Origin of the sequence: Lentzea terrae (genome assembly GCF_003265345.1) — a bacterium.
Lineage (GTDB): Bacteria > Actinomycetota > Actinomycetes > Mycobacteriales > Pseudonocardiaceae > Lentzea > Lentzea terrae.
Genome location: NZ_QFWW01000006.1, coordinates 1 through 11527, shown reverse-complemented (window position 1 = coordinate 11527; position 11527 = coordinate 1). Strand labels below are relative to the sequence as shown.

The following is an 11527-nucleotide window of genomic DNA, read 5'->3' as shown; positions in this document are numbered from 1 at the left end:
CCGCTCGGGGTGCGCGCCTTTTCGTTGTTTCGGCCTCCTGCGGCGACCTCGCTCGCTTACGCTCCGACCTCTACGTGGCAGCAGTCAACGCCAAGAACCGCGACGCAGCACTCGAACTGATCTCCAGCAGCGCTTTCGCCCGCTTCGACGAGCTCCGCAAACACGCGTTGACGAGCACCGAGGACCAGCTGGCGGCCGCACTCCCCACCGGCCCGCGCGCAACCGTGTACGTGCTGCGGGCCAAGGCCGATCCCGCCCAGCTCCGCTCCGGCACGGGCCGCAGCATCATGTCGTTCATGGTCGAGCAAGGCCTCGTCACGGTGAACACGTCGAGCAAGTACGTGAGAGCCGACGGCACCACCACCGTCACGCAGACGAGGCCCCAGCTGACGAAGCTCATCCTGAACGACGACCGCGCGACCGCCGAACTGAGTTCCGACGATCCGGGCGGGCCGCAGTCGGCCGTGCCGCTGAAGTTCGCTTTCCAGACGGCCCGGTTCGGCGCCGCACGCGCGGCCGAACTGCGCACGCCGATCAACTGAGGACCCAGTTCCCGTTTTGTTTTGTCCAAACAATTATTAGGCCGAAAGCCCTAGTGACGACCTCGGACCCACCTGGAATGGTGGATGATGCTTGCTGGGGGCCATGGGGGATTCCGGTTCACGCCTTCTGTTCGCAAGGCGGACGCATCGTTGCAGGTAGCGGCCGGTAGACGCGCATGCCCGACTTCTTTCACGGGTTCATTTCCTACTCTTGAAGTCAGGTGCAGACAATGCTCATCAGACGTATCGCGGTGTGCTTGACGACCGCACTCGCCTTTGCCGGATTGGTGGTCGCGCCAGCCAACGCGGACACCGAGAAACCGCCTGCCGGAATCAGCGCCGAAGCGTGGCGGACCAGGCCCGCCTTTCCGATCTTCACCGCCGCGGCCGGTCCCGTCGTCTGCTTCGCCGGGCACGTGCAGGACCACGGTTGGCAGGCCGCGGACTGCAGCGACGACGGCGACTGGGCCTGGGCAGGTACCACCGGCGAGTTCCGGCGCCTCGAAGCCATCCTGATCGTGGGCTACAACACCGGCGGCAAGACCTGCGCCGAAGCACACGGCCAGGACTACGGCTGGCAGGGCCTGCGCTGCGCGGACGACGCGCGGGAGTTCGCGATCGGCACGACCGGCCAGTTCCTCCGGATGGAGGGGTTCAAGTTCGGTCACACGACCCGTTGGACCTGCAACGAGGCGCACGGCCAGAACTACGGGCGGCAGGGCTACGGCTGCGTCGGTCCGGCCCAGACCAGGTTCGCGGGCACCACCAGCCAGTCGCTCCGGCTCGAGGCAGCGACCGCCACCATCTTGCCCTGATATCTGCGCGGAGGGGCCGCCTGAAAGGGAGGCTCCTACCCTTTGGGACACCACACCGAACTCGATTAAATGCGTTGCGACCCTGTCCGGCCGTCACCTAACTTGATCCCATCACGAACGACAGAGATCAACCGGAGGAAGACATGCTTGCCAAGGCGGAGCTTGCGGGTTGGCGAATTCTCGCCTTCGTCGCCGGCGTGCTGCTGGCGCTGGCGTGGGGCTCCACGCCATGACCTGATCCCCAGGTCATGACCTCGGAGCCGCCCACGGGAAACCATGGGCGGTTTTCTTTTTGCGCGGTATCAATGCCGACGAGCTTCGGAAGCGGAACGGATTCCAAACCCGTTTCCCGAGGGTTCGACTCCTTCCGTCGGTGCGACACAACCAAATACACACGCGGTCGTGGTGAACTCGGCGGACACGTCGGTCTTCCAAACCGAAGCAGAGGGTTCGATGCCCTCCGGCCGCTCGCTTTGAAGTGGATCTAGCCCAACTGGCAGAGGCACATGGTTGAGGGCCATGACAGTCGGGGTTCGACTCCCCGGATCCGCACGCCCTCGTAGCCCAACGGCAGAGGCAACGCGCTCAGAACGCGTCCAGTCCAGGTTCGAATCCTGGTGAGGGCACTGCACCACCACAACTGCATCGGGGGACGCGCCGGCGCGCAGGTGATCCTTGCAAGATCGCCCTGGAGGGTTCGACACCCTCGTCTTCCACTGTCGTCCCGTAGCTCAGCTGGAGAGAGCGTCCGTCTGATACGCGGTAGGTCCCAGGTTCAAGTCCTGGCGGGACGACCACCGTCCGGTAGCTCAGCGGAAGAGCGTCTGTCTTACAAACAGAGGGTCCCAGGTTCGAAACCTGGTCGGACGACCACACCTCCCGCACAAAGCCGCAGCCCGCCGTGATCCCGGCGGGCTGCGGCGTGCGTTCAGGCGTAGACGCGTTCCACGAACGAAGCCAGCTGGTCCTCCGGCAGGTGCCGCGCCAGGTCCGCCTCCGACACCATCCCGACCAGCCGGTGGTTCTCGATCACCGGCAACCGCCGGATCTGGTTGTCTCCCATCGTCTCCAGGACGTGCGCCAGTGAGTCCTCGGCATCGACCCAGTGGACGTGGCCGCCGAACTCACCGGCACGGGTCGTCGAAAGATCCATCCCGGCGGCAACGGCACGAATCACGATGTCGCGGTCGGTGATGATCCCGTGCAGCCGGTCGTCCTTGCCGCAGATCGGCAGGGATCCGACGTCGAGGTCCCGCATCATGCGTGCGGCTTCGACGAGGCTCGCGTCCTCGTCCACACACTGCACTCCGGGGTGCATGATCTCGCGCGCTTTGGTCACAACTCCTCCTCTCGCGCCGTTTTCAGGATCCGCCTGGCTGAACCACTCCGCAGATTGGTCGTCTGAACGGGTAAAGCTTGCGGGTCCAACAGCCCGAAGTGCTACTCTCTGTGGTCATATAGTTACGCAGTTGCTATCTCCGGGGGCCGCGATGAGGCTGTTGGCGGAACTGTCCGACGATCCCTGGACCGGCGTTTCACCATCTGTGTACGAGACAGGCAGGCTCGTCGCACTGGCCCCGTGGCTCACGGGGAACGAAGCCAGAATTCGCTACCTCCAAGACACTCAGCACTCCGACGGGACGTGGGGAGGACCCGGCGAATACGCGCTGGTCCCGACGCTCAGCGCCGTTGACGCGCTCAGAGAGCACCCAGCAGCGCGCAGAGGTCTCGAGGCGCTGCACAAGCTGCTGAGACGCCCGCTGAAGCTGCCGGACACGGTCGCCGTCGAGCTCATCGTGCCCGCGCTCGCCGAGAGACTCGGCTTGCGCACACCGCTCGACCCACATCCGCTGCACGCACTCAGACAACGCCCGCTGCCGGAAAAGCTCTGGCACACCCTGGAGATCTTCGGTCCCCGCCCCGAGGTCACCACCGTCAACGGCATCGTCGCCGCCAGCCCCGCCGCCACCGCTGTCCAGTTGCAAGGCCCCAGGCCAGGCGCGAGCCTCGACTACCTCGACACCGTCCAGCGCAGCCACGGTGGTCCCGTCCCCGCAGGTGTTCCGGTCCCTCTCTTCGAACGTTCCTGGATCATCGTCGCCCTGAAGTCCGCGGGCCTCGACGTCCCCGATCCCATGCTCGACCGGATCAAAGCCGCGTTCACCCAAGACGGCGCGGCAGGCGGACCGGGGCTTCCCGCCGACGCCGACGACACCGCCACCGCACTGCACGCTCTTGCGTTGTGCGACAGCCCGCGCACCACCGAAGCCCTCCACCGCTACCGGGAAGCCCGCCACTTCGCCTGCTTCCTGAACGAGCGCACCCCGTCGACCAGCACGAACGCCCACGTGCTCCAGGCACTCGGCCACGATCGGCAACTGGAGGAGTGGCTGCGCGACATGCAGCGACCAGAAGGCTTCTGGCTCGACAAGTGGCACGCCTCGGCCTACTACGCGACCGCGTGCGTGACGAATGCCTTGCGAGGCAATAAGAAGGCGGTCGACTGGGTGCTGGAGACACAGCGAGACGACGGCTCGTGGGGCAGATGGGAAGGGACCTACGAGGAAACCGCGTACGCCATCAGGATCCTGTCGCACTCGCGGCAGGACGTCACCGAGGCGATGATCCGCGGCGCGGAGTTCATGCGTGAGTGGGGAGACCGCCCACACCCGCCGCTGTGGCACGACAAAGACCTCTACACGCCAACGAGAATCGTGCAGGCCGAAGGCATGGCAGCGCTCCACCTCGCGTGCGCGGTGTGCTGATGAACCGCACCGAGCTGAGGTTCGCGCTGCAGCTGATCCCGTTCCTGGACTCGGTCGAGGACTACCAGGACGGCCTGGTCAAGCTCAGGGACCGCCGCTGGCTCGTCTGGCATCCGGACGTGATGGCCGCGTTGTTCCGCCACGACCGCGACCTGCGCCACCCGCCGAGCCGCACGCTGAGTCCGTTGCTGGGCCACCGTTCCGTGCTGTGGCTCGACGGCGAGGAGCACACCGCGTACCGCCGCGCCCTCGCACCCATGTTGCGCGGCAACAGATATCAGGCGCTGATCGATGAGATGGTCGGACGCTCGATCGCCAAACTGCCCAGCGGTGACCCGGTCGGGCTCGCCGCGTGGACTCGCCGGCTGACGCTGCGGATCATCGGCCGCATCGTCCTCGGGGTGGACGACGACGAGTTGCTGACCGCGTTCACCCGCTGGCTCGACCGCCGCCTCGGCAGCCGCGTCCGCACCCTCGCGCACCGCTACCTCGCGCCCGGCACCACGAGGTTCGACCCCGAGCTGGACCGAAGGCTCTTGCACCGCGCGAAAGCCGCCGAACCACCCGCGCTCGCCGCCTACCTGCCGCAGGAAGATCTGCGCGACCAGGTGGTGTCACTTCTGTTCGCTGGCCACGAAACCACGGCTTCGGCCACGGCGTGGACGGTGTTCTGGATCGACCGGTCGCCGGGACTCGCGGACAAGATCCTCAGCGGCGACGCTGCCCTGCTCGAAGCCACGATCATGGAGTCGCTCCGGCTGTCCCCGCCCGCGACGCTCGCCGGCAACCGGATGAGCGACGCCGGTATGACGATCACGCCGAGCATCTACCTCGCGCACCGCCGCGCCGCGACCTACGCCGATCCGCACAACTTCGACCCGGCCAGGTTCCTCGGTGGGCAACAGCGGCCGGGGGCGTTCTTCCCGTTCGGCGGGGGAGTGCGGCACTGCCTGGGAAGGGACCTGGCGCTGCTGGAGATCCGGATGATCGTCACGGCGCTGCTGCGACATCGGCGCATCCGGCTCCACGTACCCCGCCACTGCGCACCCCAGCTGCGGGGCGCCGCGATGGCGCCCCCGCCGAGCCTCGCGATGGTGGCCACGTGTCGGCGTTGATCTCCATCCACAGACTGGAGCATCCGCTGGGCGTGCACTACGCGTGCTGCGCGGCGTGGGGTGCCTGCTACGCAACGAAGTTCGACCTCGCCGTGGTACTCGTGGTGCTCGCGAACCTCATGGTGACCGTCGCCGCCAACGTGCTCAACGCGTACGCCGACGTTCGCAACGACCTCGTCACGTCGGGGAAGCGGCGCGTCGCCACCGCGGTACTGGAGATCGGCGAACATCGGGTGCTGGAACTCGCGATCATCGAGATGATCGTCGCACTGGCGCTGGCCGCCGCGGTCTCCTGGCGCGCGGCGTCGGGCATCGGGCTGATGATCCTGCTGTACCTGACGTACAACCTCGAACCGGTGCGGCTCAAGCGTCGTGGGTATGCCGGCCCGGTGGTCATGGGTGTCGCCGTGTGGTTGTTGCCGAGCGTGACTGCTTACGCGGCGGCTGGGGGACATGCCGACGCGGCCGTCTGGCTCGTGTTCACCGGTGTCACCACGCTCGCCGTCGGCCGTGGGCTGTGGTGGGCCGTGCCCGACCGGGAGGGCGATGCCCTGGCTGGCTCGATCACGCCGGCCGTTCGTTACGGCGTCCGGCACACGGTCAATGCCGCCACTCAGTTGACGGTGGCAGGTCTGCTACTGCTAGGCGGTGGGCTGTGGCTGCGGTTCGGCCTGGCCTGGGCGATCGTTGGAGTCGCGGCGAGCGGGGCGTTCCTGCTCGCCCGCTGGCTGCCCACCACCCGGTTGATGTTGCGCTACGGCTTTCCGGTCGCAGTGGTCGGAACCGTGGTGCTCGCCGCCATCCCGTTGCTGGCTCAGTCCTGACGCTTCCTGCCAAGCCCGCCCAGGCCTGGGAAGTGCTCGGGGTTGAGGTCCTGCTCGTTCTGGTCCAGTTCCCACAGCGGCAGTGGCACGACGCCGGAACCCAGGACCTCCAGGCCGTCGAAGAACGACACGATCTGATTTCGGTCGCGGTAGGCGAACTCCGGCACCGGATCCGTGTACATGGAGCTGAAGAAGCCCACTGCGGACTGCAACGGGTCACGGAACGTGTGCGACAGCCCGAGGTAGCTGCCCGGCGCCAGCGCGTCCATGTAGGTGTGCAGAAGCTTGTGTGGTTCTTTCTCGTCGGGCACGAAATGCAGCACGTCCACGACCAGCAGGGCGACCGGCAGCGCGAGATCCAGCGTCTCGCGCACTTCAGCCGACTCCAGCACCTTCGTAGGCTCGCAGAAGTCAGCACACAGGTAGGTGACCCCGTTGACGCCGGCGATGATGTCCCGGCTCATCGCCGCGACTGACGGGTCGATGTCGGTGTAGACCACTGTGGTGTCGGGCGCCGCCAGGTGCACGTTGCCCGCGGTGGGCAGACCCGAGCCCAGATCCAGGAACTGGTGCACGCCGAGATGGGCGAGCTTGCGGACCATCCGTCGCAAGAACGCCCGGTGGGCGCGCACCAGATACGGCAGGTGCGGTGAAGCGGAGACGAAATGTGCGGCCTGCTGCTGATCGGCCTCTGTGTTGTGCGTTCCGCCCAGCCAGTAGTCCCTGATTCGCGCGGTGTTGGGCTGATCGGGACTGTTCACTCCCGGCGCCCAGATGGGGGTGGCCACGCAGACTAACTACCGGATCCGGGCTTGGAGGCACACCTGTAGCACCAAGATTAGCCCAAACGGGTGAACATCACCTGAAGGATTATCAGACCGGTGCAGTCTGTGCGACCAGGAATCTGACGACGTCGTCGAGCCGTCCGCGCCGCGCGAACGCCCTCCGTTGCCGCGCCGCGCCCGTGCCGTCGAGCAGCAACCGGTCGAGGCCGTCGCTCACCATCTCGTAGTCGCCCGCGAACACGAGCGCCGGCCGGATCCAGCGCAGCAGCGACGCCGCGATCGTGGCCGCGGGCGTCGGCGCGCCGGTCACCGGGTCGATCCCGAAGCCCTCCAGGCCGTCGCGCGCGGCACGCCACATCGCGACCTTCAGCAGGTGCGGTGGGATCGGTGCCGGCGCGGCACCGGAACTCAGTGCGGTGGCGGCGATTCCGCGCACCACAGCGGCCAGCAGGACCGCTTCCTCGACGGTGGGCGCGACGTCGGACACCCGCAGTTCGAGCGTGGGGTGGCGGGCGGACAGCCGGACGTCCCAGTAGAGCATCCCGGCGTCCATCGCCGCGCCGCTCGCGACGATCTCGTCCCGTGCCGCGTAGTACTCGGCCGCGGAGTCGAAGTGCGGAGGCGCACCCGAAGTGGGCCAACGGTTCCAGACCACGTACCGCCAGCTCGCGTAGCCCGTGTCCGCGTCCAGCCAGTACGGCGAGTTCGCGCCAAGTGCCAGCAGGGTCGGCAACCACGGCCGCAGGTGGTTGCTCACGAAGATCTTGGCCTCGTCGTCCGGCAGCCCGACGTGCACGTGACAGCCGCAGATCGCGAGGTCGTTGGTGAGCGCGCCCATCTCCTGCGCCATCCGGTGGTAGCGCGGGGCGTTCGTCAACGGCGTGGGCATCGTCAGGCCCAGCACGGGAGTTCCGGTCGCGGCGAGCCTGGCGTCGTGGCGCGCGGCCCGTTCGATCAACGCTTTGCGTGCCACCACGAGCTCGTCGCGCAACACGGTCATGTCGGTGCAGATTCCGCTGGCCGATTCCACCTGGTACTGCGCGATTTCGGGCTGCAGGTCGACCTGGTAGCGGTCGGCGCCGGTGAGAACCTCGCTGGCGCGGTTGGCCAGATGGCCGGTGGAGGCTTCGACGAGTACGAATTCCTCTTCCACGCCAACGGTGAGGAGGCCTTCGATGGTTCTGCGTTGTGCGGGAACCGATTGAGTTCTGCTGCCGACCTGCACGCCGAACCTCCTGTGCACTGAGTAGCGACCTCGATGCTATGAGTGATCAGGTCGTCGCACAGGAGGCGTTTGGTTGTACTTCTCAGCTCACCGCGCGTTGCGCGACACCACGCAGCACATCACGTCGTTCGCTGCCCGGCCGGCCCATGACCCAACTCGACCCGGCGAGCGACTTCGCGTGCTCCTTGACTGGCGCCAGCAACCGCGACACCTCGCGATACGACCCGACTGACCCCGGGGCACAGATAAGGGTCGCAAGAGAGAGGGTGATGTGTCGTCCCTCCGCCGTGTACGGCTTGTCCAGCAAACGGGCACTCAGCGGCACCGTTTCGTCGAGCCCGGCGAGGATCAGGAAGTCGTCCCCGCCGACGTGCCCGACCTGCACGCCAGGGAACGCGTGCGCGAGATCGGCCAGGTCGTGCCCTATCTCGCGGATGAGGTCGTCGCCGGCCGCGAACCCGACCGAGTCGTTGACCAGCTTGAAGCTGTCGACGTCGAGCCACGACACCGCGAAGATCTCGCCGACCTCGATGCGCCGGTCGACCTCCTTCGCGATCGCGTCGCTGCCGGGCAGCCGGGTGAGGGGGCTGAGCGCCGCAGCCTGTTCGACCTTGAGTTCGGCGACACCGCGCACGACGTCTGCCACGCGCACAACGCCCATGCACCGCTCGTTGTGGTCCACGACGATGAGGTCGTCGTTGGTGCGCTCACGGTTCGCGCTCGCGACCACGTCGAGGAGGTCGAGCGCCGACGATTCCGTGCCGATGATGTGCGGCTTGTCCGCGAGCCGTGCGGCTTCTCGTTTGGCGTGCAGGGCGTGCCCGTACGGCCCGGTGACCGCGAGCAGGAACCGGTTGCGGTCCACCGACCACTTCGGGCGACCCTCGTCGTCGACGAGCACGACGCCGGTGACCGACGGTTGGCTCGCCAGGACCTCGCGCACCTCTTCACTGGTGGCGTGCTCGGGCAGCGTCGTGGCGGGGTGCAGGAAGGCCGTGATCCGGGGACCCGTGTTGGTGCGGCGGATCTCCCCGGTCTCCGTGACGGCCTCCGGCGCGATGCGGGCGTTCACCGCAGGTCTTCGCTGCGGCGGCGCGAGGTACTTGCCCTGGGCGTACCCCACTCCGAGTTTGCGCAGGTAGGTCAGCTCCGCCTCGGTCTCCACACCTTCCGCGACGAGCTGGCCGCCCGTGTACTCGCCCAGGTGCACCAACGACTTCACCAGCGCACCTCGCGCGGCGTCGCCGGGCAACGTGCGGACGATCTCGCGGTCGAGCTTGACGTAGTCGGGCGAGGCGCTGGTCAGCAGGCCGAGCGGCACGTCGCCCTCGCCCACGCAGTCGAGCGCGATGCGGAAGCCGTTGTTGCGCAGCGTTTGCATGCCGCGGGCGAGACGGGCGCGGTTGGCGCGTGAGTACGGTTCGCCGATCTCGATGACGATGCTGTCCGGCGAGCGTCCCGCGTCCCGGAGAGCGCCGTAGAGCGGGCTCATGATCTCGGGCTGGTCCGCGACGGTGATCGCGAGCAGGTTGACGTGCAACGGCAGCATCAGGTCGAAGTCGGCCGCGGACCGGATGGCGCGGCAGGCGAGGCCGACGTCGGCGTTCGCCAGGAGACCGGCCTGGAAGGCGGCCTGAAGCAGATCCTGCACGCTGCCGTCGTGCGGCCGGGCCAGAGCCTCCACCGCTACGACGCCCCCGGTGTTCAGGTTGAACAGCGGCTGGAAGGCGAACCTGACGTCATCCAGCAATGCGGGCACGTCTCAAATCGTGCCGGTGCGGTTGTGCAGCTCCAATAGGGTTCACCAGGTGTTCATCATCTTGGCGCGAAGGCGCCACGGTGCTGCGCGGAACAGTTTCGCCATCGCGGCCGCAGTACCTGTCACGTCCTCGCGGTCGGAGAGGTAGGCGCGCTGCAGTTCGGCCGGGAGCTGGAAGAACAGCTCGAAGAAGTCCCTGGTTTCGTCGGCGTCCATTCGCAGCAGCGCTTCTAGGCCGAACTGTCTGAGTGCGTGCACCGCGCGTGCGCGCTTTGACCAGATGACGTGCTTCGGGTGTTCGCCTGCCTGGATGGCTTGGGCGACCTTCGGGGCGAGTGCGAGCGAAGTGGCGACGCTGTAGCCGGTCGCCGGGTGGATGAAGCCCGCTGACGCACCGAACGCGAGGCCCTTGGCTCGTGGGGCGTCGAGGGGGAAGCGGACGCGTTCCTCTCTTCCGCTCGGCTCGAGGCGTGCGTGGAGCCTTCGTCGGAGTTCGCTCAACGGCATGCCCGGACGGCGAGCCAGGCAGGTCTCCTCGACGAGGATGCGGTTGTCGCCTAGCGGGACCGTGTAGAGGAACGTGTCGCCGTTACGCCAGTCCATCAGCGTGGTCTCGGTGCTGTCCGACTCGACGACCGTGCCGACGGCCGTTTGCTCGGCACGGCCCTTGCGCGCGCCGGTGGCGTTGAACGTGTAGCGCGCTTCCGTTGGTGCGTTGAGGACCTGTACCTGTGGTGGCAGTTCATGGAGGCGTGCGTTGTCGAGGACGACGTAGGTCCGTGGGATCAAGTGCTCCTCGCGCGCGTACGCGCGAACTGTCGTGCTCTCTGTCTTGATGGGCGTGCCTGCTGGGAGCTCGTCGGCCCACGCGCCGTAGGTCGCCGTGTAGCCGCGGTGCGGGTGACGGTCGACGATCGCGGTGTCGAGGCCTGCGTGTGCGCAGGCGCGGGCCAGGGCGCGGCCGGCCGGGCCTCCACCGATCACGAGCACGTCGTACACGAGGTCCATGATTGACGTTGTGGCCAAGACCTACCGACAGCACCTCATCCGACGCATCGGCAACGTCGTCATCTCTCGCGCCGTTTCGCTCGGCATCGCGCCCTCTCACTACGTGCTGCTGTCCATCCGTGGGCGACGCAGTGGTTTGGAGCGGACGATCCCCATCCGTCTGATGCGTTTTGACGACCAGGAGTGGTTCGTCGCGCCGTACGGGGTTCGTGACTGGGTGCGCAACGCACGTGCCGCCGGTTCGGCCGTCGTGCGAAGGGGACGTAGGTCACGTCAGGTTCGTTTGGTGGAGGTTTCCGCGGCCGTCGCGGCGCCGGTGTTGGCCGCGTATGTGCGCAAAGAGCCGGTGACTAGGCCTTTCTTCGACGCACGCGTCGGCGACCCGGTCTCGGCGTTCGAGGCGGAGGCTGCGTGGCATCCGGTCTTCCGCGTCGAGAACTAGCAGGTCAGGGGCCGTTTCCAGGCTTAGGTGACCCCCCGATTTGGAGATCGAAAGTGCCCCGTGTAATATTCTCCAAGTCAGAGCGACACGGGCCGGAAAACAAGCCGGAACGTCCCTGACAACACAAGCCCCGGAAGTAACCAGCGAAAAGCTGGCGTGACTGCGGTGAGCGCGTGTTCTTTGAGAACTCAACAGCGTGCCGAAACACAGCCAGTAATATGAATACCTCCTCGTCGAGGTATTCCTT

The 11527-nt window shown here is 67.0% G+C and carries 11 protein-coding genes and 5 tRNA genes; 11 read left to right on the top strand and 5 right to left on the bottom strand.

The annotated features are described in order from the left end of the window. Positions 1 to 74 precede the first annotated feature (74 nt). The 7 genes from DI276_RS09095 to DI276_RS09065 all read left to right on the top strand — a co-directional run bounded on the left by DI276_RS09095 (position 75) and on the right by DI276_RS09065 (position 2230). Positions 75 to 542 carry a hypothetical protein gene (locus tag DI276_RS09095; protein ID WP_112262847.1) on the top strand — a complete coding sequence of 156 codons (468 nt, stop codon included), beginning with the start codon at positions 75 to 77 and terminating at the stop codon, positions 540 to 542. A 230-nt stretch (positions 543 to 772) separates the two neighbouring features. Further along, complete coding sequence (locus DI276_RS09090) at positions 773 to 1357, top strand: hypothetical protein (protein ID WP_112262846.1); 585 nt, start codon at positions 773 to 775, stop codon at positions 1355 to 1357. A gap of 396 nt (positions 1358 to 1753) precedes the next feature. Continuing rightward, a tRNA-Gly gene (locus DI276_RS09085) sits at positions 1754 to 1826 on the top strand. Positions 1827 to 1835: 9 nt separating this feature from the next. Further along, positions 1836 to 1909, top strand: a tRNA-Leu gene (locus tag DI276_RS09080). A gap of 1 nt (position 1910) precedes the next feature. Beyond that, positions 1911 to 1983 (top strand) — tRNA-Leu (locus DI276_RS09075). A 94-nt stretch (positions 1984 to 2077) separates the two neighbouring features. After that, a tRNA-Ile gene (locus tag DI276_RS09070) sits at positions 2078 to 2154 on the top strand. A 1-nt stretch (position 2155) separates the two neighbouring features. Continuing rightward, positions 2156 to 2230, top strand: a tRNA-Val gene (locus tag DI276_RS09065). 55 nt (positions 2231 to 2285) lie between these two features. Here DI276_RS09065 and DI276_RS09060 read toward each other — a convergent pair. Continuing rightward, complete coding sequence (locus tag DI276_RS09060) at positions 2286 to 2696, bottom strand: CBS domain-containing protein (RefSeq protein WP_112262845.1); 411 nt, start codon at positions 2694 to 2696, stop codon at positions 2286 to 2288. A gap of 151 nt (positions 2697 to 2847) precedes the next feature. Here DI276_RS09060 and DI276_RS09055 point away from each other — a divergent pair, with 151 nt between their 5' ends. Genes DI276_RS09055 through DI276_RS09045 form a run of 3 tightly spaced genes read left to right on the top strand, consistent with a single transcriptional unit; the run spans position 2848 to position 6061 of the window. Next, complete coding sequence (locus DI276_RS09055) at positions 2848 to 4122, top strand: prenyltransferase/squalene oxidase repeat-containing protein (protein WP_112262844.1); 1275 nt, start codon at positions 2848 to 2850, stop codon at positions 4120 to 4122. Then, positions 4122 to 5237, top strand: a complete 1116-nt coding sequence (locus tag DI276_RS09050; protein WP_112263314.1) for a cytochrome P450 — start codon at positions 4122 to 4124, stop codon at positions 5235 to 5237. Before DI276_RS09055 ends, DI276_RS09050 begins: the two co-directional genes overlap by 1 nt. Further along, complete coding sequence (locus DI276_RS09045; RefSeq protein WP_157984593.1) at positions 5225 to 6061, top strand: UbiA family prenyltransferase; 837 nt, start codon at positions 5225 to 5227, stop codon at positions 6059 to 6061. The genes DI276_RS09050 and DI276_RS09045 overlap by 13 nt, the downstream gene beginning before the upstream one ends. On the opposite strand, the gene DI276_RS09040 is transcribed toward DI276_RS09045, so the two are convergent. The 4 genes from DI276_RS09040 to DI276_RS09025 all read right to left on the bottom strand — a co-directional run bounded on the left by DI276_RS09040 (position 6052) and on the right by DI276_RS09025 (position 10838). Beyond that, on the bottom strand, positions 6052 to 6849 hold the full coding sequence (locus DI276_RS09040; RefSeq protein WP_112262843.1) for an SAM-dependent methyltransferase: 798 nt from the start codon (positions 6847 to 6849) through the stop codon (positions 6052 to 6054). The two genes, DI276_RS09045 and DI276_RS09040, sit on opposite strands and share 10 nt — an antisense overlap. Before the next feature lie 85 nt (positions 6850 to 6934). After that, the gene (locus DI276_RS09035; RefSeq protein WP_232836535.1) at positions 6935 to 7999 is read right to left on the bottom strand and encodes a carboxylate-amine ligase; all 1065 of its coding nucleotides are present in this window, start codon (positions 7997 to 7999) and stop codon (positions 6935 to 6937) included. A gap of 154 nt (positions 8000 to 8153) precedes the next feature. Beyond that, positions 8154 to 9830, bottom strand: a complete 1677-nt coding sequence (locus DI276_RS09030; protein WP_112262842.1) for a GGDEF domain-containing protein — start codon at positions 9828 to 9830, stop codon at positions 8154 to 8156. Positions 9831 to 9872: 42 nt separating this feature from the next. Continuing rightward, positions 9873 to 10838, bottom strand: a complete 966-nt coding sequence (locus DI276_RS09025) for a lycopene cyclase family protein (protein ID WP_112262841.1) — start codon at positions 10836 to 10838, stop codon at positions 9873 to 9875. Here DI276_RS09025 and DI276_RS09020 point away from each other — a divergent pair. After that, positions 10837 to 11280: a nitroreductase family deazaflavin-dependent oxidoreductase gene (locus DI276_RS09020; protein WP_112262840.1), complete on the top strand. Its 444-nt coding sequence runs from the start codon at positions 10837 to 10839 to the stop codon at positions 11278 to 11280. The genes DI276_RS09025 and DI276_RS09020 overlap by 2 nt on opposite strands. Positions 11281 to 11527 lie beyond the last annotated feature (247 nt).